Annotated in this window: 20 protein-coding genes and 2 pseudogenes; 6 read left to right on the top strand and 16 right to left on the bottom strand. The window is 65.5% G+C overall.

Going from position 1 to position 20,630, the window contains the following annotated elements:
- Nucleotides 1-7: 7 nt before the first annotated feature.
- Nucleotides 8-679, top strand: a complete 672-nt coding sequence (locus LXT13_RS17850) for a zinc-finger-containing protein (protein ID WP_233373307.1) — start codon at nucleotides 8-10, stop codon at nucleotides 677-679.
- Between the two features lie 57 nt (nucleotides 680-736).
- On the opposite strand, the gene LXT13_RS17845 is transcribed toward LXT13_RS17850, so the two are convergent.
- The 3 genes from LXT13_RS17845 to LXT13_RS17835 form a co-directional block, all read right to left on the bottom strand.
- Nucleotides 737-1,063: a hypothetical protein gene (locus tag LXT13_RS17845; RefSeq protein ID WP_233373306.1), complete on the bottom strand. Its 327-nt coding sequence runs from the start codon at nucleotides 1,061-1,063 to the stop codon at nucleotides 737-739.
- Nucleotides 1,064-1,365: 302 nt separating this feature from the next.
- A complete protein-coding gene (locus LXT13_RS17840; RefSeq protein ID WP_233373305.1) occupies nucleotides 1,366-1,599 on the bottom strand; it encodes an antitoxin Xre/MbcA/ParS toxin-binding domain-containing protein in 234 nt (77 codons plus the stop codon).
- Nucleotides 1,600-1,648: 49 nt separating this feature from the next.
- A complete protein-coding gene (locus LXT13_RS17835) occupies nucleotides 1,649-2,158 on the bottom strand; it encodes a hypothetical protein (RefSeq protein ID WP_233373304.1) in 510 nt (169 codons plus the stop codon).
- Between the two features lie 134 nt (nucleotides 2,159-2,292).
- Here LXT13_RS17835 and LXT13_RS17830 point away from each other — a divergent pair, with 134 nt between their 5' ends.
- On the top strand, nucleotides 2,293-2,670 hold the full coding sequence (locus LXT13_RS17830; RefSeq protein WP_233373303.1) for a helix-turn-helix domain-containing protein: 378 nt from the start codon (nucleotides 2,293-2,295) through the stop codon (nucleotides 2,668-2,670).
- Between the two features lie 120 nt (nucleotides 2,671-2,790).
- On the opposite strand, the gene LXT13_RS17825 is transcribed toward LXT13_RS17830, so the two are convergent.
- A complete protein-coding gene (locus LXT13_RS17825) occupies nucleotides 2,791-3,084 on the bottom strand; it encodes a helix-turn-helix domain-containing protein (protein WP_233373302.1) in 294 nt (97 codons plus the stop codon).
- Nucleotides 3,085-3,431: 347 nt separating this feature from the next.
- Here LXT13_RS17825 and LXT13_RS17820 point away from each other — a divergent pair, with 347 nt between their 5' ends.
- Both LXT13_RS17820 and LXT13_RS17815 read left to right on the top strand, forming a co-directional pair.
- Nucleotides 3,432-3,650 carry a hypothetical protein gene (locus tag LXT13_RS17820; protein ID WP_233373301.1) on the top strand — a complete coding sequence of 73 codons (219 nt, stop codon included), beginning with the start codon at nucleotides 3,432-3,434 and terminating at the stop codon, nucleotides 3,648-3,650.
- A 34-nt stretch (nucleotides 3,651-3,684) separates the two neighbouring features.
- Nucleotides 3,685-3,885, top strand: coding sequence for an ATP-binding protein (locus LXT13_RS17815; RefSeq protein ID WP_349254846.1), 201 nt, complete (start codon nucleotides 3,685-3,687; stop codon nucleotides 3,883-3,885).
- 126 nt (nucleotides 3,886-4,011) lie between these two features.
- On the opposite strand, the gene LXT13_RS17810 is transcribed toward LXT13_RS17815, so the two are convergent.
- From LXT13_RS17810 to LXT13_RS17775, 8 genes and pseudogenes are all read right to left on the bottom strand, one after another.
- Nucleotides 4,012-4,452: a hypothetical protein gene (locus LXT13_RS17810; RefSeq protein WP_233373300.1), complete on the bottom strand. Its 441-nt coding sequence runs from the start codon at nucleotides 4,450-4,452 to the stop codon at nucleotides 4,012-4,014.
- A gap of 29 nt (nucleotides 4,453-4,481) precedes the next feature.
- Nucleotides 4,482-6,899 carry a hypothetical protein gene (locus LXT13_RS17805; protein ID WP_233373299.1) on the bottom strand — a complete coding sequence of 806 codons (2,418 nt, stop codon included), beginning with the start codon at nucleotides 6,897-6,899 and terminating at the stop codon, nucleotides 4,482-4,484.
- Nucleotides 6,892-8,412, bottom strand: a complete 1,521-nt coding sequence (locus LXT13_RS17800; protein ID WP_233373298.1) for a site-specific integrase — start codon at nucleotides 8,410-8,412, stop codon at nucleotides 6,892-6,894. Before LXT13_RS17800 ends, LXT13_RS17805 begins: the two co-directional genes overlap by 8 nt.
- Nucleotides 8,405-9,706, bottom strand: coding sequence for a tyrosine-type recombinase/integrase (locus LXT13_RS17795; RefSeq protein WP_233373297.1), 1,302 nt, complete (start codon nucleotides 9,704-9,706; stop codon nucleotides 8,405-8,407). Before LXT13_RS17795 ends, LXT13_RS17800 begins: the two co-directional genes overlap by 8 nt.
- 654 nt (nucleotides 9,707-10,360) lie before the next feature.
- Nucleotides 10,361-10,528, bottom strand: a pseudogene (locus LXT13_RS17790) (tRNA 2-thiocytidine(32) synthetase TtcA); the annotation flags it as partial.
- Nucleotides 10,529-10,533: 5 nt separating this feature from the next.
- Nucleotides 10,534-10,917 carry a dihydroneopterin aldolase gene (locus LXT13_RS17785; protein ID WP_233373574.1) on the bottom strand — a complete coding sequence of 128 codons (384 nt, stop codon included), beginning with the start codon at nucleotides 10,915-10,917 and terminating at the stop codon, nucleotides 10,534-10,536.
- A gap of 300 nt (nucleotides 10,918-11,217) precedes the next feature.
- A pseudogene (locus LXT13_RS17780) lies at nucleotides 11,218-11,790 on the bottom strand (FAD-dependent oxidoreductase); the annotation flags it as partial.
- 77 nt (nucleotides 11,791-11,867) lie between these two features.
- A complete protein-coding gene (locus LXT13_RS17775; protein WP_233373296.1) occupies nucleotides 11,868-14,507 on the bottom strand; it encodes a helix-turn-helix transcriptional regulator in 2,640 nt (879 codons plus the stop codon).
- Nucleotides 14,508-14,621: 114 nt separating this feature from the next.
- Between LXT13_RS17775 and LXT13_RS17770 the strand changes: the two genes are divergently transcribed.
- Nucleotides 14,622-15,584, top strand: coding sequence for a VOC family protein (locus LXT13_RS17770; protein WP_233373295.1), 963 nt, complete (start codon nucleotides 14,622-14,624; stop codon nucleotides 15,582-15,584).
- A 25-nt stretch (nucleotides 15,585-15,609) separates the two neighbouring features.
- A complete protein-coding gene (locus LXT13_RS17765) occupies nucleotides 15,610-16,620 on the top strand; it encodes a hypothetical protein (RefSeq protein ID WP_233373294.1) in 1,011 nt (336 codons plus the stop codon).
- Between the two features lie 108 nt (nucleotides 16,621-16,728).
- Here the strand turns inward: LXT13_RS17765 and LXT13_RS17760 are convergent, their stop codons facing one another.
- The 4 genes from LXT13_RS17760 to LXT13_RS17745 all read right to left on the bottom strand — a co-directional run bounded on the left by LXT13_RS17760 (nucleotide 16,729) and on the right by LXT13_RS17745 (nucleotide 20,569).
- Nucleotides 16,729-17,490: a PEP-CTERM sorting domain-containing protein gene (locus tag LXT13_RS17760; RefSeq protein ID WP_233373293.1), complete on the bottom strand. Its 762-nt coding sequence runs from the start codon at nucleotides 17,488-17,490 to the stop codon at nucleotides 16,729-16,731.
- 63 nt (nucleotides 17,491-17,553) lie between these two features.
- Complete coding sequence (locus LXT13_RS17755; RefSeq protein ID WP_233373292.1) at nucleotides 17,554-19,134, bottom strand: hypothetical protein; 1,581 nt, start codon at nucleotides 19,132-19,134, stop codon at nucleotides 17,554-17,556.
- Complete coding sequence (locus LXT13_RS17750) at nucleotides 19,131-19,571, bottom strand: PEP-CTERM sorting domain-containing protein (RefSeq protein WP_233373291.1); 441 nt, start codon at nucleotides 19,569-19,571, stop codon at nucleotides 19,131-19,133. The genes LXT13_RS17755 and LXT13_RS17750 overlap by 4 nt, the downstream gene beginning before the upstream one ends.
- 434 nt (nucleotides 19,572-20,005) lie before the next feature.
- The gene (locus LXT13_RS17745) at nucleotides 20,006-20,569 is read right to left on the bottom strand and encodes a protein-methionine-sulfoxide reductase heme-binding subunit MsrQ (protein ID WP_233373290.1); all 564 of its coding nucleotides are present in this window, start codon (nucleotides 20,567-20,569) and stop codon (nucleotides 20,006-20,008) included.
- Between the last annotated feature and the right edge of the window lie 61 nt (nucleotides 20,570-20,630).

The following is a 20,630-nucleotide window of genomic DNA, read 5'->3' as shown; positions in this document are numbered from 1 at the left end:
GAAGAAGATGAGCGCGCTGCAGGGGGGCAATGCCAGCCAACTGGCGCTGGGCGGCTTCGGCGAAGGGAGCGTCGTGAAGCTGGACGGCGGCAAGCGGCTGCGGCTGGATGACCGGGTGGACTTTTGTCCAGCGACACAGGCGTGGCAGACCACACGCGATGGCCCCGACGGCCCGGCGCAGGGCATCGGCTTCACGTCGTTGCTGGCGTACCTGAAACGGGTACGCGAGGCGGAAGGCCGCGCGGTGGAGGCACCCGCCGAGCGCGCTTCAGACCGGCAAGTGGTGTGCGACTACTGTGGCCGGCACGCCGAGCTGCACGGAGGCCTGGCGGTGTATCCGGATCGCAAGGATCTGGAGGACCGACAGTTTTGGGTGTGCTGGCCATGCAACGCCTGGGTGGGCTGCAAGAAGGGCACGGACGAGCCGTATGGAGAACTGGCGGATGAAGAGCTGCGTGAGGCCCGGATCTCAGCGCACAAGGCGTTCGATCCGGTCTGGCAGAACGAGCTGATGACAAAGTTGGACGCCTACAACTGGCTTGCGCAGGAGCTCGGTATCGCGCCGTCGGTATGCCAAATCGGACTGTTGACCCTTGAGGGCTGCATCATGGTCCGGGAGGCAGTTTGGGCGCGCTTTGGCGCGGTGGCCGCAACGCTACCGAGCCCACCAACACGCTGAGCGCACTCGAGCGGGCAGACGCCTGGGGTAGCTGGGTCGCCGTGACGGTTACGGTAATTACCGTAACGCGTTACGGTACCTGGCCGTGACGTCGATGGCACTGCGGCCACCCAGCAGCGCGTCGCGGCGGGTCTTCTGCTCTTGCAGCTCCTCTGGGGTCGCCGGCGGCCCCTCCAAGGTATAGATGCTGCCGGACCTGGTCAGGACCTGACCCCCTTCGACTTGCTCTACTGCGCTCGTTATCCTCAGCTTGCTTACGTTGACCCAACCGACGACGAGTCGCACCAAGCTGCCGTCGTCATCCACCACCTCAAGCACCGACCAGCAGCGCAGCGTGGCAGTTGACGGCGATTCAGGGAAACCAATGGGGGCCAATAGTTTCATCGCTCGTCCTCCTCCAGTCGAGTTGCGACTTTCATACCAAGTTGCGACTTCAACGCAGGTCGCAGCTGCTATCGGCGCTGCGGCAGCGCTCCCCCTCGGCTTTGAAAGGGTCAACGGCTTTCTTGACCCGGCCATCAGGCCCACTGAGTGGCGCGGCTCTTTCGCCATGAGATCGAGAACCTGCTCGCGCGTAAGGCCAGTGGCGAATATGCGTGCCGCTTTCGCCGCCAACTCAGGGGAGATGACGACGTGTTTGCCTGCGGCGATGCGCACTCGTTTCACTGGAAGTCCCTGGCAACCGTTCAGGCAGAAAGACCGCCGCTCATGCGCTCAAGAAGGACTTCCACCCGTTCAAGTCCGTCCTCGGTGAACAGCAACTCCGACGGTGTCGCGCCATTGAGCTCGGGCAACGGCTCAGTAAACCAGGCATCCAACCAATCGGACAGCGCCACGTCGTCGCGAGAGCCGCCGCTGCCTTCGATCATCTGCCCTAGCTTGCGCAAAAGCGTCGCCTTAGCTTGTGTGGGTACCTTCACGATGGCCGCCGCCCGAAGGTGATGCCCATGAAGTAGGGGCCTGCCCCGTTCACATGCAGCCCTTCCGGGCATTGGCGCGGCGCAACCGGCGGTTGGGCTTGGTGCGATGGCGCTGGCGCGGCGCCGTCGGCTCAACGCGCAGGATCAGCTCCTGCTCGATTGGCTGCTCGTGGTCCGGCACGACGCTGCAGTCGAATTTCTCGCCGGCTGTGTCCGCCAGCAAGACGCTGTTGCCGCCGGCTGACCTGCACCGCCACACCTCGCGGATCTCTCGCGAGGTCCATTGGTTCGTCGGCGACTTCCAGCCCGGCATCATGCAGACGATGCCCTTCACCCGGTGAGGTTCTATCGTGCTGAGCAGGTCGACTAGGTCGCTATCCCAAGCAATGCAAAGCGTGCGGGTGATGGTGCAGCCCGGGTGTTCTGCGTCAACATTCTCCACCGACACTAGAAACCAAGGAACGTGCAGAGTCAGTTCGATGACGCGCCAGTGCTGGCTGCCGGGTTGGGCCAGTTCGGGAGGAAAAGAAAACTCGAATTCCGGCTGGGAAACGAACATGTCGTGGTCGCCGTGAACGCTGATGGGATCACGGGCTCGATGTTGAACTCCAGCGGATTGTTCTGGCGGCCTCGCCATATCCAAATTCTTGATATGGCAAAGGGTCAGCTACGGTGCGAAGCTGAGAGATCCCCATGTTCAAAAGTCTGCACAGCCGCCACAACAAGATCTACCTGGACAAGCTCCGTCAGTTGCGGGAGTCCCGACAGCTTCGTCAGGCCGACCTCGGCAAGCTGCTCGGCCGCAGCCAGGGATGGGTGAGCTACGTCGAATGCGGCGAGACCACCCTTGACATCATCGAACTTCGCCAGTGGCTCGACGCCTTGGACTACAAGTTCCTGCGCTTCGTCAGGGAGCTCGATGCCGACCTCCGGGAGGTGGAGCAACTGCGCCTGCGCGTCAAGCCTCGCGAGCGGCGCCCGCGAGGCGCCTTGCACCAGCTCATCCAAGCCATTCCGAGGGATCAAGCCACTCCGGTGCCGGACCGCATCCGCAAGGGCACGAAGGGCTGATTCCTAGAGGACGGCTGAAGAACGCCATCGCAACCCCGGCTGGAGACTTGAGACACTGAACGAAGTCGCCCACGATGAAGCCTCGCCTACGGCTCGGCGAGGGGAGGCGCCGCCGCCAGGTCAGTGGCCGTCTTCGGCGTCGTCAGGCCGCAACAGGCCTGGCAGTTGATTGCTACGGATGCGCTTGTCCAGGCGCTTCACGAATTTTTCCATCGTCGTGCCGCAGGCTTGGCACCACAGTGCCAGTTCAAACACATCCAGGCGCCGCTTCCCCGACTCGGCGCGGCTCACCAGGTCCTGCCCAATGCCGAGCTCGGCCGCCAACTCTCGCTGATTCCAGCCTTTGCGCCTCCTCAGCTCCTGGAGTTCTTCCAGCAGGAAAGCGTATTTCTCGTTGTGAAGCGGGCTTCTCATCCAGCAGCAGTTGCCTATGCAACCCAGCAGGATCAGAGAGATGCCAAAATATGGGAAAACGCCATCAAACTGACTACCCGGGCGACACCGCGAATGGGGGGCGGCTGGTGCGCCGCAACGAGAGCACGCGCGTCGCGATTGACATCCCTTGCCCCTTTCGCCGTCGTCGATGGACGGGAGCGGCGGCAGGCCGCTGAGCCCGCAGGAGAGGAGGGCGCTGTCAGGAGACCGCCAGCGGCCGGCTCCGCAGCTGCAGCACGAACGCTAGGTGCAGTGCAGCAGGCAACGAGCATCGCCCCACTTCCTGCGCGGTCGGCATCGCGTTTTACCGCAGCCGGGACCGCCAGGTGCTGAACTCCAGCCTCGCGCAGATCTTCGACGAGCTGGGCAACGGGTTGATCCTTCGAGGCATGCCGATCGACATGTCGCGTGACGACCGGGTGCCGCACCTCAACGCGGACCGGGCATACGACCTTCTGACGGCGGCACTGAACGAGTACCGCGTCGCGCTACGCGCGTGCCGGCCCTCGCGCGTCAACCCCGACGGCCAGCCTCGTAGCACCTGAGCGTTCGTGATGACGCTGGCCAGCAGCCGCCACCATCGTCACCAGCAAACTGGACTTCACCGAGTGGGACCAAGCCTCCCGGGCCAACCGGCTGCTGGCCAGCGCGAGCCTGGACCGGCTGCGCCACAACGCCTACTGCCTGGTGCAGGACTCGCAGTCGTACCGGGCCCCGAAACAGATCGCCCAGGTCGCGAAATCGGCCTCGCAAAAGCCCTCTGAATGCACCCCGGCGTAGCCTCTCGGGACGCGCGTTTTACCCACCTGCTCCTGGCTCCAATATGCCCAACATCGGTGGCTCCATTACGGCGGTCGGTGACACCAATGACTTCGATGTCGTCGTGGCCGTATGACCGCACATCCTTCAACTGCGCTTTGAACCCTTGGATCCGCTTGATCTTCGCTGAGAGGGGGTGTTGTCAGGCAGCGGATCCAATAGCAGCTTTGTACCGCCGGGCAGCATCGAGGCGTTGTAGGCAAGTTGCCTGTGCCTGACGAGGAGCTTGTCGTACTTGCTCTTTAGCTCGTCGAATGCCGCCTGCAGGCGCTCGACTTCCGATTCCTCTGGATCATGATCGCGACTCCCACCAGCGGAGTCCGGAGCCACAAAGCGTGCATGGGCCTTGGTCCACGCATCGTTGATATCGTGGTTGCCGACGAGTGATTGCCTTGACCACGACTTCTCGCCGGCGAGTAGGTCGATTGAGATCTGCTGCTGCACATGGCTCCAGAACAAAGGTCGACGCTTCCACTTCTTCAGCAACTGCACGATGTGCTTGACATCGGCCTCTGTCATCTTGCGCATGGCTACTTCATTCCTACTGTGATTGCCATCTAGACACCGAACTTTCTGAGGCGTGAACGAAGCTCCGTACTTGAGAGTGCCGTCGGTGCTGGACTAAAGGTCACAATGGTTCCAAGTTTCACGGCGGGATCCGCTTCGACGCCAAGGATGAAGTCGCACCGATCAAGAATCTCCATCTTCTGCCGGAGATGCTTTTCAATGGACAGCAGTCGTGGGTTCTTGCGCAGCTTCTTGCCAGCGATCTGGATGATGCGAGTCGCCTCATCACGCATGTCGTTGATTCGGGGAAGTCGGCGCTGATCACCTTTTCTCCAAAGATGCTGGCCGCACCGCATGCAGTCCCCGAACATCTCGCAGGGATCTAAGGCCAGGTCCGAGCGGCAACCGCCAATCTCCGTGAACTGCTTCGGCGCGGCATTCTCGGCCAGAAAAATCTTCCGTTCCAACACACGTGCCGGTGATGGCGCCTGGTCAGCGATGGGGCCGATGAAGTCAGAGTCTTGATCGGGGTCGTACGTATCGATGGATTCTTTGACGATCTGGCTGGGTGTTCGATAGTCGTAGCTCTCGCCTGCCCAGCCGGACTCTCTGCCGGCGAGCTGGTTGGCAAACAGTGGGCTTACGCCAGCGATTAAGGCAGCCGTATGGTGATATCGACGGCTACGCTGGACCGACACCGAAGGAAAAGATCCATCCCCGTGACGGATCTCAAGGAGGCTGAACAGGACGGGTGCGTTGGCGCTGTTCCCAGCGACCCAGGCATTGAGAACCTGGATAGACAGCAGGGTTGGTAGCCACCACGTCCCCTTGCTCGCCCCACGAGCCAAGTGCGGGCTCTGCTCTGCACGGAAATGGACCGCCAATGCTGCATCCAGCCGCACGGACTTCTCGTTCGTGGTGTACGGCCAGTGCGGAAACTCGGAGCGCTTGAACTCGGCGAGAAGATGTGCAAGCAAGTCATCGCGCGAGATGTACGACCGGCACCTTCTCGCTTTTGGACCTGAGAAGACTTTGCGAAGCGCTTGTTGGACCGCTGCGCTTTTCGCGTTGGCTCCGATAAGCCTTCTCGCGGCCTGATTGTGGACGAACTGATCGCGTCGGGCCCCAACCGGAACTTTGATATCGACAGGAAGTCCATCGCAAGCCTCGATGAGATCGCGAATTCGGACCATGGTTGTCTTGCCGGGCTTGCCGAAAATGTCACCTGGCTTCTCGACAAAAAATGTGACGGGAACCTTTCCGTTTAGTCGTTGGGGGAACGTTGACCTGCTGGTCGCATCGGGGTTGATGATCTCGTGCATCTGCTCCTTGTTGAGGTACTCGCTTTTAAGCAGCGGCTTGATGCGATCGGGAATGAACAGCGTGTGAACGTCCTGTATGTCGTTGGGGGCCTGACTGATGTAGAACTTGAAGGCGGCTCGGGCGTCGCTGGTGTAGCTTCGGACCACATCGAAGATCTCTGCTGCCAGTGGGCCAAGCTTCTTGCTGACAGGAACGTCCTGCTCAATTGAAATCTTGGGCCGCGGTACGCGCAGTCGATAGCGACCGTTATTCGGATACAGAGCGTCGTGTCGCAGGGCCTGGAGATCCGACGGGCGCATCGACGCCGTCGTCAGGGAAAGCCCCATCAGCCCGGCGTAGTACGTGGGCATGCCGTCAGGCCCGAACTCCTCACGGGCTCGTCGATAGGCCAGCCCGATTGCGGCAACTTCCTCGCTCGTGAGATGCCCCTTGTCTTCGGGGGGCGCCTCGGTTTGTCGCTTCTTGCCAAACCTCGGTGGGGACTTGATAGCAGACCGAAACGCGAAGGGCGTGCCTAGCAGTTTGAAGCCGGGATACTTCTTGTGTTTTTGGTCCCCTTTGAAGCGCCCGCCGGCCTGCAACAGAAGAGCCATGTGCTCGAGCGCCTTGCCTGCGTCAAAGGCGACGGTGCGCGAGCCTTTCGACCTCTGCAGCGCGAGCGCTGCGCGATGGAAGGCAACATGCGAAAGATTCGATGGATCGTTGTCGCCGCCATTAAGACCGCGCAAGGCTTTCTCAAGAAAGATCAGTGCTCTGACGGAGGACTTTGGAATGCTGTCAAGACGCCGGATGACGCAGTACACGTTCAGGTAGGCCTTGGCGAATGACAAGAACCTACCTGGTCTGATGAGCGCCAGTGGATTCTTGATCTCTGGCTCGGTGTCGCCTCTTGCCCTTGAGAAGTACTGGCCGGCCGACGCGTTCTGCAGATACTCCTGCCTCACGAACCATGATCGGGTGTTCTTGTGGCTGTGCGGCAGTAGAGCATCGCTGTAGGCGAAGAATGGATCCTTGCGGTCGTACTTCGGTCGATGCGACTCGAACCCTGCGGTGCCGCCTGGCTCGGCCCACTCGATGAAATCGTCGATTCGCTGCTTTGTCGTTAGCGCATGGGATTCGAAGTCGAACGACAAGTACTCACGCATCTGCGGCCTTGATGATCCGAATAACGTTGCGGACTGCTGCGAGGATCCCAGCGCGGAGCTTCACAGTCTCCGCGGGCATCCCGGCCTTAATGGCTCGTTCCTGTTCTTCGACCAGCATCGCTTCGACGATCTCATGGGGACCATCAGAAAACGCCTCGAACTTTCGGCACCCATAGCATCCAAGGCAAAACAGCGCTTCGCAGGGGGTGCTGCCGCATGAGCCGACGTCGTCTTCCATGGATGGGGCGGCGATCCGATGCTCAGGGTCCTGGTAGGTCGCTTCAGATCGATCGACGACCTTCCCGCGGAAGGCTTTTTCAATCTCCTCGTGCACTGGCTCAAGGCGCGTCTCGTACTCGGCAAAGGCTTCCTCTGTCAGATTGACATACCGTACCAATGAGACCGTCGACGTCTGATAGCCGGCTCGTGCAAGAACTTCTAACGGAGCCCCAGCGACAGCAAGGTCGGTCAGCTTCGTGTGCTTCAGGCGTCTGCTAAATATTTCGGTCGCTTCGAGCTCGCCGGTCATGGCGCTCAGTGGGCGACGAGTGCGGATGATCAAGCTTGGAATCTGAATGCTGCTCTTCTCGGTGAAGAGTGCTCCACTGGTTCTACGGACACAGAACAGAGACCAGGTCCCAGGCACCTTTCCGCCGTGAACCTTCTCGACGTACTCAAGGTGATCGACGAGGGCCTGCGACACCCCGGGTGACATCCGAGTCCACCGCATGTAGTTGCGCGCAGGAACGCCAGACTGCTTAACCATGGGCACGTGCAGGCGTACATGAACAAGGCGACCATCGCTGTCTCTCAAGACCTCAACGTCTTTGAACTGAAGCTGACCCATCTGCGCAGGCCTCAATGCTTCGGAAATCATCAGACGCCAGAGCAAATGGTCCTGGGGGCTAAAGCGGCCCGACGTATAGAGATCCTCGACGTTCTCCAAGAGTCCATGCACTTGTGCGGTGGACAAAGGGCGCTCGCTCGGTACTGCGTTCTGCACCTCAATCATCCCGCGAGGCTTGCGCGGCGATGTTGACGAGAGGTGATCGCTCAAGTCCGGGTGAATCCCCGGTCCTAGTTCTTTCATCCAACGCAGTAGGGCACCTCGGAGGATCTTCTCCTGCGATGCAGACTTCTGCTTGGAGTACCAGAGGTACATCTTGAGTGTGATCGTCTTGATCTTCTGGCCGTTCAGCGCCTCGGATACCGTTCGAGTGAAAAGGCCTAGCTCTTCAAGCCACTTATCAACGGTCGAAGTCTTTCGCTTGCCGTCCAACGCCGCGAGGAGCGCATAGCTCGCGGTGGCGAGAGTCATCGGCGAGAGAGCCGCTAGCTTCCTTTTGAAACGGAATGCCGTCCTTCCCCTGTTGTCCGATGGGACATGCATTTCATCGAGGTTGACCGTGACAAAGCACCGACCGTCGACGGAGTAGATTCGCTCAGGGATCTGAACGACCTCCATCCACGTCCTTCGGTCGATGGGGGCGTCGAAGCCAGGAAAGTCAGGCATGTTTAAGCTTGCGGTCACGCTCCTCGACGTACTCGGCCGCCTCTCGCATCAACGACCGTGCAGCGTAGTGCGAAGGCATATTTGAGTTCGGCGCCCATCTGCCGCGCGGCACCATGCGCTCCTGAATCTCCTTGCCTTTCAGTCCCTTGGCAAGAAGCGAGTCATACAGTTCAGTCATGTGCGTATGTCTCAACGTGCACGGCACGAAACTCTCCGGCAGACCGAAGCGCCCCTTCAGCTTTGCCACTATCCGGTTGAGATTTCGCTGACCAAGCGGCCGGCCAATGAACCGGCCTTGCTGGTTTACAAACAAGTAGGGGGTCTCGAGGCCATCAGGCCTCGAGTCAATTGCTGCCCGCCGCTCGTCCAATACGTAGCGGATCAACGCGGAAGCCAACCGGCTGGGTATGGGGAGCATCCCAGGGTTCGTCTTGACTGCAGGCTCAATGACGCGCTCATCGTCAATGTCGTTGGCCCGTCTGACGACGGTGACGATTGCGCGGGAGCGACCTCGGTCTAGCTGGTACGCGTCATTCACGTCCGACACACGAAGCTTCAGTACTTCGCCGGCCCTGAGGCCTTGATCCAGCAACTGAAGGATCAGGTTGTCTCGACTGCGTGTGGCGTCGTTGGAGAAGAGATTCTCGTCATGCATGACCTGATGAAACGCATCAGCTTCTTCAGGACGAAGTGACGCAGGATCCGAAGCCTTGGGCTCTGCAAGGAGCTGCTTCTCAAACCAGCTCTCGATCTTGCGCTTGCGAACCTCTGTAAGCGCCACCTCCTGAACGTCATCTTCATCTCCAGTCGCCAGTGACGTGGTGAGCCACTGAAGATACTTCGAAGCGTTTCTGAGCCGCCGATTCCGGTACGGAGTTCCCACCACGTCGTCAGATGGGAGGTAACTCACATTTGATTTGGCCGCCTCAATCTCCTTCTCGATGCTCCTAGCATTTCGCTGACACCATCGACCGAAGTCTTCGACCTCACGCTGCGTGAGTGGTGCCTTGTCCGCAGCAGCTCGGTGCTCAGGAGGCACCCAGTTCTCGTCCCGCTGCCGCTTCATCTTGCACCATCGATCGAGAAACCGGAGATCGTCTAAGACGGCGACCTGAGCGTTGTACGAACATAGCCCATGTTCGTGATCGAGATATGCGGTTTGCAGCTCATTGAAGCAGCCGCTTTCGGGATCCATCGGAAAAAGCCGGCGGACTGCACGAGTGCGGCTGCCGCGACCCAATTGATCCAGCACAACCCGAACGCTCGGCTGATGACGAGGCAACGTGGCGGTCATCGCAAACGCTTCAATGCGGCGAGTTCGGCTGCCGATAAGGCAAGGCTGAGGTCATTGCGAGCGCTCTTCTCTCAGGCCTCGCGATACGTCGTTTGGCTCCGCAGATGAGACGAGGTGACACTGCACGCACCGTCCTTCCTTTCTACTCTGTGGGCGCGCCCTTGGACGCTGCGTGGGGCTGCATCGTCCGCGGCGTGTAAGATGGGCGTTGCCAGGATTGGGCGGAAGCTTCTTCAGAAGATTGCGCCAGCGCTGAACATGGGATTCAGCGATCTCCGCGTGCTCTGATGATGAAATGTTCATGCCAACGATCTCCGTTGACAGCGCGCAGTGCAAGTCGCTCCCAACCAGATGGAAGTGAGCGGTGGCGCGATTCGCGCAGTGCTCGAGGTGCTGCGACTGTCAGATTGCAGGTCGGCAGATTCTCAGTTCGACGCAAGCAACATGCAATTGGAAGCGCTTAAATACACAGAGAAGAGCGCACTCCGCATAACGCGTAGAAGTAATTGCTCTCTGTGGTGAAGTCGTACGACGTCCCGTCGCCGACTCGTCTTTGCTTGTCTGGCCTCGTGCGGTTCACTTTCCACTACTTCGTTGGCACGTCAACAGCATTCTTGGGCATCAAGCTTACAAAAATGCGGCTGTTCCAATAACTTTGCCGCCGGACAGGCAGACCATGACCTTGTCGCCGTCCTCGATCATGTTGAAGTCGGTGATGGCCTGGCCCACCTGGCGATGCAGGCGCTTGGACAGCTTGTTGATCTCGTGCGCGGCCTTCTTGTCGGCAGCGGCTTGATCTGTGATTTCTAGGACTTCGGACATGGCGTTCACCACGCACCCAGTTCGGTGCTGATTGAGACTTCGCAGTCGGGAAAGATTTCGAGCTTCGTCAGCTTCAGCCGCACGCCGACGACGCCGGGCAGGCTCATCAGTCGGTTGCTGAGCTTGCCGAGCAGGGCTTCGACGAGGTCGGTGTGCTCGGAGGTGCACTCGTCGATGATGGCCGTGCGTACGCGGCGGTAATCAAGCACGTGGCCGATGTCGGCGTCGCGCGCGACCACGGGCAGCGCGCCGAGGTTGACCTCGGCATCGACCTGTATGGGCTGCGGCCCGGTGCGCTCGAAGTCGAGCACGCCCAGATTGGCGCGAAAGCGCAGGCCCTGAAGATGGATGACCTGGCGGTTGTTGTAGCGCTGCGGCGCGGCAGCCACCTGCGGGCGCAGTGCCAGCTCGATCTGCTTGGCCGCCTGCACGCCGTCGGCCAGCGCCGTCTGCACGCAGGGGTGCCAGCGGCGGCTGGCGTCGCCGGCGACGAATACCCGTTGGCGCGAGGCCTCGTCCAGCAGCACGAAGGCCGAAGGCTCGGGCTCGAAGCCCAGCAGCGCGGCGACGACATCGAAGCGTTCGCCGCCGACTGTCACGCCCTTCGCGTCGGGCAGCAGCGCGTCGGGCAGCGGCGTAGCCAGCCGCACGCTGATGCGCGGGTGTGCCTCGGCGTGCTCAGCCAGATGGGCCTGGGCGCGCCAGCTGCCGCGCGACCAGACCGTCACGTCATGGCCGCGTTCTGCCAGGAAGATGGCGTTCTCGGCCGCGTTGTCGCCGGCGCCCAGCAGCAGCGCGCGACCCGGCGGCAGTGACTCGCGGCGGCTCGTGAGCTGGTGCGCGTCCAACACGCGGTCGTGCGGCACGGCGAAGTAGCGCGCCGGGTGCAGCAGCCGCAGTCCGGTGGCAATCAGCAGCGCCCGCGCCCGCACATGCTCGCCGGTGGCCAGCTGCAGCGCCCAGCCGTCGGGCGTGTGGCGAGCCGACTGGGCCTGCGTGCCCAGTCGCAGCGTGAGCCCCGGCGTCGCGCGGGCCTGAGCTGCGTAGTGCTCGCCCAGCGCTGCCAGGCGTGCCGCCGGTTCGCCCAGCACCCAGTCCTGCGCGAAGTTCAGGCCGGCCAGTGCGGCGCACAGGCGTGTTTCGCGCTCCACCAGCAGCGTCGTCATGCCCATTTGGCCGAGCCACGACGCGGCGCTGCAGCCGGCGGGGCCGCCGCCGAGGATGACGACGTCGACATGGGTGGTCGGCGGAGGGCTGGACATGGGGGTGACGCGCGCGGGCAAAGACCGCCATTGTCCCAAACTGCGCTCCGGCGTGCTGCCGGGGCGGCTTCGGCACTTCAGGCGACCTGCGCCTGGTAGCACACGGCGGCTTGCGCGCGGGTCGAGACGGCCAACTTGTCGAAGATGTTGGCGACGTGGCGCTTGACCGTGTGCGGGCTCAGGTCCAGCGCCTTGGCGATGACCTTGTTGCTCTCGCCGGCGGCCATGCGGGCCAGCACCTCGATCTCACGCGACGTCAGCTGCTGTGCGAGGCCCGCGTTCCGTTCAGCGGGCGCTTCGTCGGGCGCGCGGCGCGCGTCGTCCAGCAGCCGCAGCGCCGCGTCCAGCACTGCGCGCTCGGCGGGCGTGACGTCGGCACCATGGGCCAGCGCGATTAAGCGCGACAGCCGGGGCCGTCCCAACGTGCTGAGCGTCGGCACATAGCAGGCGGCGGCCTGTAGCGTGGTACGCAGTGCCTCGCGGGCTTCGGCCGCCAGGCCGGCGTCGTCGCGGGCCAGCGTCAGCAGGGCGGCGGCGTAGCCGCGGATGCCGACCGTGTCGAGCATCGCCAGCGCGTCCACCACATCGCGCAGCAGCTCGCAGCCCGCGGCGGCGTCGCCGCCGGCGAGCAGCGCGAGCGCCTGGGCCAGGCGACGCAGTTGCCGAGAGAACGGCCACTCGCCGGCGCTCTCGGTTTCGGCGGACAGCTGCTGTGCCAGCAGGTGCTGCACGGTCTCCGCATCGCCGACGCCATCGGCCATGCGGCTCCAGAAGTACAGCGTCGTGCGCCGCCACGGGCTGCCTGGCGGGAAGGCCGCAGCCACGGCCTCCATGCTCGCACGCACGCCGGCCCGGTCGCCGCGCAAGGCCGCCAACTGGCCGTTCAGGCAGCCGCACGACCACTGCAGATGGCCCGGCAGGCCGATCCAAGCGGCATCGGCCTGCGCCTGGGCCATCTGGACCTGCATCTCGGCCAGATCGCCCCGCGACAGCGCCAGCCACGCGGCCAGCAACCGCGCGCTCAGCCGCAGCGGCAACGCGTCCTCGCCGGCCACGGCCAGCGCCTGCTCGACGAACCGGCGTACCGGCGCCTGCAGACCGGGCAGCGTCGCGAAGCGGAAGTTGGGCACGCATTGAGTCCACAGCTCCGCCGAGGCCCCGGCCACCAGCGTGTCCGTCATGCGGGTGATGTCACCGGCTACCGCGGCATGCGACCCTTGCGCGGCGTGAAGCCATGACAGCGTGCTGTCGCGTTGCACCTGGCCGGCGGGGCTCAGCGCTGCATCGCGCAGCGGCTGCAGCAGTTCGTCGGCGGCATCAAGCCGCGCCAGGCCGATATCCGCCTGCGCCTGCAGCACGCCGGCCAGCGAGGCCATTTCGTACCAGCCCTCGGCGAGAAAGCCGGCCCGCGCCGCCGACATGGCGTGCTCCAGCGAGGACCAATCCCAACGCAGGCCCGCCAGACGCCCGCGCACGAACTGCCAGGCCGGCAGCCTTGCCGCGGGTTCGGGCGGAAAGCTGTCGAGCAGCCGTTGCACCGTACCCAGCTCGCCGCGTGCGAGCAGCCCGCTGGCGGCGTCCATCAGCGCCAGCGCCGCGCGTTCCAGCATGCCAGCTCGCAGCAGGTAAGCCACGCGCACGTCCGTGTCGGACTCGGTGTCGGCGGCGCGCAGCAGCAGCAATGGCAGTTCCTGCGGCATCTGCTCGGCCAGCCGGGCCTGCAGGAAGTCGCGGAACAGCTCGTGCATCAGCCATGCCGGCTCCAGTCCCGGGGCCCGGCGCATGAACAGCCCGCGGGCCTCGATGAGTTGCAGCCAGCGCCCCGCCTGCGGTTCGTGGGCCACGGCCGCGCAGCGCGGGGCCGACCACACCGGCAGCACCGAGCATCGCAGCATGAACGCCTGCGCCGCCGCCGGCAGCCCGTCCAGCAGCTCGCGCGCGAGCTGGTCGAACATGTCGTCGCGCTGCAGCAGCGCCAGCGCACCGGCGTCCTGCCCGCCCGGGTGCAGGCACTGCCACAGCGACACCGCCGCGGGCCAGCCCTGCGTCGCCTGCCACAGCCGTTCGGCCATGCCGGCGGCGCTGCCCTGGCGTGCCAGCAGCGTGGCCACTTCATCGGGCGTGAAGCGTAGTGCATCGGCCTGCAGCACGTCGGCCGCCACCGGTATAGGCGCGCGGCTGGCCATGACGAGGCGCCAATGCGCCGGTAGTCGCGCCGACAGCAGCTGCAGCAACAGCGGCAGGCTGGCATCGGCCAGGGCTTGCAGGTCGTCCACCACCAGCACACCCTCGGCGGGCTCGCCGGTGACCAGGGCCTGCACCAGCGCGTCGACGAAGGCGGCCAGCGGGCCGGCCTGGCCGTCCAGCGCGCGCACGAGCGCCTGCGGAGAACGCCGCCATGGCAGGTCGTAAGACTCCAGGCCAAGGCACCAGCCGGCGCACAGCTGGGCCACGTCCTGCCCTGGGCGAGACGAGAACCAAGACACGGCCCGTGCCGGTGCGCCGGCCTCGTCGAGCCAGCGCTGCAGCAGCGTCGCCAGCGCCACGGTCTTGCCATAGCCGGCGGGCGCGCAGAGCGCCAGCAGGCGTTGCTGCGCCAGCCGCTCGCGCAGCCGCTGCTGCAGCGCGGGGCGGGGCAGCAGCTCGGCCTGAAGCACGGCAGGCAGGCTGCCGCGGGCCTCCGCCGTGTCGGGGTCGATGGCTGACGGCATGTTCATGCCAGTCAGTTTAGGAAGCGGGCTGCGCCGCTGCCGGAAGCCATGGCCCGCCGCTGCGGGCGCATGGCCCATTCAGGCGATGCCGTCGGCGGACGCCATTCCTAGAGTCACCGCATGAACACCATCGCCGCCCCGCGCAGCTCCCGACTGCGCCTGTCCTATGTCGTCATCGAGACCCGCCGCCCCGAGCGGTGGCGCCGCCATTGCGAGCAGGTTCTGGGCCTTCCGCCGCCGCGGGAGGAGGCCGACGGCAGCCTCGGCTGGCAGCTGGATGGTGCCTGGCACCGCCTCATTGTCAAGCCGGGCAAGGCCGACGACCTCGCCGCGCTTGGGCTGGAGGCGGTGGACGAAGCGACGCTCGACGCGCTGCTGGCCGGCTTGCGCAGCGCCGGCGTCGAAGTGGGCAGTGCCCCCACCGGTCAGCGCATCAACCGCCATGTGCAACGTCTGCACGAGCTGAAGGACCCCGAGGGCAACGGCATCGAGCTGTGCTGGGGTCTGGCCGCGGCGCGCGAGCCCTTCAACAGCGACGCCTTCCCGGGCGGCTTCCATGGCGGCGACACCGGCTTCGGCCATGTGGCGCTGGTGGCGCGCGACCTGGCCGCGATGGAGGCGTTCTATACCGGGCTGCTAGGTTTTGGTGTCACCGAGCGACTGGCCACGCGGGTGGGGCCGCTCGACGTGCGCGGCACCTTCATGCACTGCAACGCGCGGCATCACACCGTTGCGCTGATGGCGTTGCCGCTGCGCCGCCGCCTGCACCACCTGATGCTCCAGGCGGCGGACTGGCGCGACGTGGGGGCCGCCCATGCCCGCGCCCGCGCGCACCGCGTGCCGATGAGTCTGGCGCTTGGTCAGCACCCCGACCCCGACGGCACCTTCAGCTTCTATGCCGCCAGTCCGTCGGGCTTCGACATCGAGATCGGCGCGGCCAGCGGCGAGATCGACCCCGTTCACTGGCGCGAGACGGCCACCAGCGTTACGAGCCGCTGGGGCCATGAACCGCAATGGCATCTGCAGTGGCAGATGGCCAAGGCGCTGCTGACGGCCTGGCTGCCCCGCCGCCGCACGGCTTGATCCCCCACCTTTCGATGGAGACCCCATGACCCGCATCCGCCCGTTGCTGGCGCTCACCGCGGTCGCCCTGGCCACGGCCGCCGCCGCCCAACCCGACACCACGCTGCAGCAGTTGCTCGACTCGCTGCCCGACCCTCCCGCCACGCCGCAGGAAGCGGCGCGGTGGCTCGATGCGCAAGAGCGCCCCGTGCATACCGGTCTGGCCGCGCATCGCCGCGCGGTCGAGGTGCACAAGGCCGCGATGGGGCGTCTGGCCAGCGCCGACGCTGCCGCGGGCCGCACGCAGGCCGGTGTCCAAACCGAGGCGCTGGCCGTGGGGCTGAACGACGTCGGCATCGACCTGCAGCGCATGCAGTCCGACTCGGCCTACGCCGCGCAAATGCAGCAGCGCCTGCAGCGCATGACGCCGGCCGAGCAGCTGGCCCTCGCGCAGCGCATGAACGCGTCGCTGCAGCAGGACCGCCGCATCGACAACGCCGCGCTGGCGATGGACCGCGACACGCCGGCCGCGAAGGCCGCGTTTGAGGCCGGCCAGCAGTTTGCCCAGGCCAACGCGATGGCCGAGCGGCGCGCCCGCGAGGCGCGGCTGTGGCGCGACACCGAGGCCGCCGTCGCGCAGGTCTACGCCCGCAAGCTGGAACCTGGTCTGCCGCGGCCCGCGATGGCCTTCGACAACATCGGCTGCCAGGCCGCCTGCCAGGCGCAGTGGCAGGCCTACGCCGCTCGCGTGCTGCCGTTGATGGTAGAGCGCGAGACCGAGATCCTGAAGCTGCGAGCGGCTGCGCTGCGGCAGCAACGGGCATGGGTGGCCGCAACGATCAAGCCGATCGATGCCCACCTGTCCGCCACCGCATTTGGCGACAAGTCGACCAGCCGCGTGCACCGCGAGCAGATCCTCGCCTACGACCTGAGCGCCGTGGGCGAGGTGGAGGCGGTGTCCGATCGCCTGCTGGACGCCGTGCGCCATGCCGCGGTCGTCGTGCGTTGCGACAAGCAGGCCGTGCTCGTGCCTGGAGCCGTCTGCAGCGGCTCTTGATCGGCTGCCAGTCGGTCTGCATGGGCGCCCGGCGTTTGCTGCGGCGCCCACACGCGCCAGCGCTGCGGTGGCGCGCATCTGCCCGCACGAGGGCGGGCCCGGCCGGCATCATCGGCGGCGTGTCCGCGCACCCAGCAGCGCCAGGCCGCCCAGCAGCAGTGCGGCGCTGGCAGGCTCGGGGACCGGCGAGGTCGGGGTCACGGCGCGCATGAAGGCGCCGGACTCCGATGTGTACGTCCACCCGGGCGGCAACTCCCAGTCGAACTTCATCGTGTTGGAGTAGTCCGTGACGGCACCCCCCTCGGCCCTGACGCTGATGCGTTCGAAGAAGTAGATTTTGAGCGGACCGGAGGTCGGCGCCTCGAACGTGCCTTCGACCACGCTGTCATCGTCGCCGCTCAGCCCGCTTGGATGAGTCCAGCCATTCGGGTCCACGCCGAAGTAATAGGAGGCATAGACCGCGTTCCAGCTCCACCATTTGCCGGGGGTCTTGGTGCCGTCGATCGAGAAGCTGTAGTTGAACGTGCTGGGCGCGCCCTGTGCGCTGGGCTTCAGCGTGATGACGTCCCATAGCGCTGCCGTCGCGGTGGTGCCCCAGTTGCATTGCAGTTCGTAGGGCGCGCAGCCGCTGCGCAGCACCGGGTCGTTCGTGGAATAGGCATAGGCATGCAGCGCGCCATGGTCGAGGTCCGCCGACGCGGTGGCCATCACGTTGACGCTGCTGTAGTTGACGGAGGCGCTGATCTGGTACGAGCCACCGCCTTCGTTGCGGTCAGCCCCGACATCGACGCCGTAGTCGGCATGGGCGGGCATGGCGACGGCCAGGCACAGGGGAATCGCGGCGAGCGCGGCAAGCGGGCGGGTCTTCATGGGCAGTTTTCCTTTGAGGCAGTGGCGAGAGAAGGCCGGCGGCGGGCCAACCGGCCGTGGAGATCAATCGGCAGGCCGGGCGATCCAGCGCACATTCAGGCCATCGGTGGGCGTGGGCGCGTCGCGCAGCTGTTCTGGCACGTAGAACAAGGCGTCCAGCTGTCCGGACGGCTCGAGACCAATGCTCCCGGTGCGCTCGCCCTGCAGGCGGCGCAGCACGGCTGCGTTGGCGTAGATCGGCGTAAAGCCCTTGGTCAGCCTGCCGATCCGCAGGACGAGCTCCTGGGTCTCGGGTGGGTTGTCCACACCGTTGAAGTAGTCGGTACGCTTTGTCGCCTGCACGGTGAACGACGAATCGATCAGGTAGGTGCAGTTCGTGTAGAGCACTTCCAGGATGGCTACGGAGCCTTCAGCAGGCGGCCCGTCGCCCATGGTCTGGGTGCGGGAGTAGAACTGGCGTTCGTCGTCATTGATCTGCACCCTGCCTGCGCCGCCATGGCCGTCCGACACCCAGGCGTCGATGTCCTTGGACTGGGTCTGCCTGCGCAGGCGCAAGGTCATCTGTCCGGCATGACGACTGTGCAGCCGGTCAGCGTCGTCGCCGGACTGCACGTCGATCGGGTCGAAGGAGATGTCCAGGTCCATCGCCTCCACATTGCGCAGCCATTCGCACGAAGTGGCCAGCGGCCGGTTCACGGCCACATGGCTGATCAGGATGGTGACCGGGCTGCCCGTGGTCGCCGGGTCGCGGACCTCCGCGGCGACGTCCACCACCAGCCGGTCGGCGTTGCCGGGCACTTCGGCCGGTGCGGTGTAGACGGCATCGGCCGGCGTCGTTGTGGAGGCGAGGCCGGTCACGGTGCCGATGCTGCTGTTGCCGCCCGGCGCGCCATTGACCTGCCACTGGATATCGCCGCCCGGGTTCGCCCAGGTCTTGCATGCCGCCAGGATAGTGACGAGCTTGCCGATGTCGTCCATTAGCACCTGCTCGCAGGATTGGATCTCCAGCGTTAGCGTCTGGCCTACCTCCAGCTCGCCGGCGGGCGGGCGTAGCTGCAGCCCGACGAACGCCGACCAGTCGCTGAAATGCGTGGTCTGGACCGTCACGGTGTGCTGCGTGGTGTCGATGACCGGCTGCGGCATCGGCCGCCACAGCCGATAGGCGTCCTGGTAGGCGACGCCCAGCTGCTGAGGCGTGGCGGCGATGGCGTCGCCCCCCGCGTCGTAGTGGAAGCTCAGGCGCATCGGCCGCGCCGTCTGCAGGCCCTCGGGCTGCAGGCGGTAGGCGCGGCCCAGGCCGCCGTGGGCGGTGTTGTCCAGCGGCTGGATGGACACCACCGTGTCAGTGCCCAGCGCGCCCGCCGGCACGGTCAGCGTGACGGCGCCGTCAGCGGAATTCAGGCTGCCGCCGGCCGGCCCGAGCGTTGCCTGTGCAACGTTGCCGGCCGGGCTGCCCTTGGCGGTGGCGTGCTGGGCCAGGTCGGCAGGTTTGGGCACGGGTGGTGGCGCGGGCGGCGGTGGTGTTGCGGGGGTGGTCGGTGTGGGGGGCGGTGCAGGCGGGAGCGTTGGGTTGCTGCTGCCGCCGCCGCAGGCGCTCAGCATGGCGGCCAGCGCCACCCCCGCGGCAAGCCAGCGGGCGCTCATGCCGCCCTCGCGCGGCGGCGTTGCATGGCCAGCCCGCCCAGCGCCAGGGCCAGCAGCGGCACGGTGGCCGGCTCTGGCAAGGCCGCCGGGCCTGCGGTGGTGCCCACGTCGAAGCGGATGTTGTCAATGCCGGTATTGCCGGCCACCTGCGGGTCGGCCCACTGGATGCGCAGGCCGGTCGCAGACGACAGGTTCAAGTCGAAGCCGGTGTGCGTGCCGGTCTGCACGCTGTCGCCGCGCGAGCCGATGGTGCCGACATAGCTCCACAGCAGCTCGCCCGTATCCAGCGCCAGGACGCTGACGGCCACGTCACGGCGCTCCGAGTGGTAGTAGCCGCCCAGGTCGAAGTGCGACAGCGTGACGGCGTCACCGGCGGCAAGCGGCATCAGGTCCACCCACGCCGGCTGGGCACGGCTCTCCACGTTGTTGAAGGCCACGCCGTACAGCTCGTTGTAGCCGATTGCGCGCCAGCTCAGCGTGCCGCCGTCGGCCGAATGGGTTCACGTCCACGACGCCAGCCACATCGCCGTAGCCGGGCAGCAGGCGCGCGTAGTCGCTGCAGGTGCCGCTGGTGGTGCGGCAGGCGTTGGTCGGCGGCTGGCCGGCGTTGCCGAAGCTGAGGAGGTAGGCGTGGGCGGCAGGGGCGGCCAGCGCGAGCGAGGCCAATGCGGCGGCCAGCCGCAGGGAGGTGCAGGGCTTCATCGGATGACGGGCGAGGAGTTGGGCCAGACGCACGCGAACGCGCGCCACGGTGGACCGCGCTGCTGCGCACGAGGCGCCGTCAACCGCAGTCCATGCCCGTCAGTGTTCCCGTCGCCGCTGCGGCGGCTCATCGCCCGAACGGGCCATGGCCCGCTCGGGCGGAGGTGATTTATGCCGTGCGCAGCCGCCGAATCACCCGCCAGCCCAACAGCACTGCCAGCAGGGCGCCGTACACCGCCGGCTCTGTGAAGTTGTGCTTGCCGGCGCGCATCCAGATGAAGTGCATCAGCGCGATGACGGCTACCGCGTACACCGCCTTGTGCAGCGTCTGCCAGCGCTTGGCACCCAGCGCCTTGATGGCCTTGTTGAAGCTGGTGGCGAACAGCGGCAGCATCAGCGCCCAAGCCGTGAAGCCCATCAGGATGAACGGCCGCTTGGCGATGTCACGACCGATGTCAGCCATGTCCAGCCCCATGTCCAGCCAGCCATAGGCCAGCAGGTGCAGCGTGGCGTAGACGAAGCTGTAGACGCCCAGCAGGCGCCGAAAACGCGCTAGCGCCGACAGCCCGGCTAGCTCGCGTAGCGGCGTGATGGCCAGCGTCAGCCACAGGCCGCGCAGCGTCCAGTCGCCCAGCCGGCGGATGAGCGCCTCGGCTGGGTTGGCGCCCAGCTGGTTGGTGGCCGCGGCGTAGAACAGCCAGGCCAGCGGCAGCAGGCATAGGAGAAACAGCAAGGGCTTGGCCGCCCGATGCAACAAGGCTCCTTGGACGACGCTCCGCGTCGTCCGTCCCCTG

Origin of the sequence: Pelomonas cellulosilytica (assembly GCF_021353265.1) — a bacterium.
GTDB lineage: Bacteria > Pseudomonadota > Gammaproteobacteria > Burkholderiales > Burkholderiaceae_C > Pelomonas > Pelomonas cellulosilytica.
This window is presented reverse-complemented; position numbering and strand designations above follow the sequence as displayed.

What these genes read in the sequence shown, in the direction of transcription:
- LXT13_RS17845 (WP_233373306.1), bottom strand. Translation starts at nt 1,063, where the DNA reads ATGAAACTATTGGCCCCCATTGGTTTCCCTGAATCGCCGTCAACTGCC.
- LXT13_RS17850 (WP_233373307.1), top strand. Translation starts at nt 8, where the DNA reads ATGAGCGCGCTGCAGGGGGGCAATGCCAGCCAACTGGCGCTGGGCGGC.
- LXT13_RS17825 (WP_233373302.1), bottom strand. Translation starts at nt 3,084, where the DNA reads ATGAGAAGCCCGCTTCACAACGAGAAATACGCTTTCCTGCTGGAAGAA.
- LXT13_RS17795 (WP_233373297.1), bottom strand. Translation starts at nt 9,706, where the DNA reads ATGACCGCCACGTTGCCTCGTCATCAGCCGAGCGTTCGGGTTGTGCTG.
- LXT13_RS17830 (WP_233373303.1), top strand. Translation starts at nt 2,293, where the DNA reads ATGTTCAAAAGTCTGCACAGCCGCCACAACAAGATCTACCTGGACAAG.
- LXT13_RS17760 (WP_233373293.1), bottom strand. Translation starts at nt 17,490, where the DNA reads ATGAAGACCCGCCCGCTTGCCGCGCTCGCCGCGATTCCCCTGTGCCTG.
- LXT13_RS17775 (WP_233373296.1), bottom strand. Translation starts at nt 14,507, where the DNA reads ATGAACATGCCGTCAGCCATCGACCCCGACACGGCGGAGGCCCGCGGC.
- LXT13_RS17770 (WP_233373295.1), top strand. Translation starts at nt 14,622, where the DNA reads ATGAACACCATCGCCGCCCCGCGCAGCTCCCGACTGCGCCTGTCCTAT.
- LXT13_RS17835 (WP_233373304.1), bottom strand. Translation starts at nt 2,158, where the DNA reads ATGTTCGTTTCCCAGCCGGAATTCGAGTTTTCTTTTCCTCCCGAACTG.
- LXT13_RS17755 (WP_233373292.1), bottom strand. Translation starts at nt 19,134, where the DNA reads ATGAGCGCCCGCTGGCTTGCCGCGGGGGTGGCGCTGGCCGCCATGCTG.
- LXT13_RS17765 (WP_233373294.1), top strand. Translation starts at nt 15,610, where the DNA reads ATGACCCGCATCCGCCCGTTGCTGGCGCTCACCGCGGTCGCCCTGGCC.
- LXT13_RS17800 (WP_233373298.1), bottom strand. Translation starts at nt 8,412, where the DNA reads ATGCCTGACTTTCCTGGCTTCGACGCCCCCATCGACCGAAGGACGTGG.
- LXT13_RS17805 (WP_233373299.1), bottom strand. Translation starts at nt 6,899, where the DNA reads ATGCGTGAGTACTTGTCGTTCGACTTCGAATCCCATGCGCTAACGACA.
- LXT13_RS17810 (WP_233373300.1), bottom strand. Translation starts at nt 4,452, where the DNA reads ATGCGCAAGATGACAGAGGCCGATGTCAAGCACATCGTGCAGTTGCTG.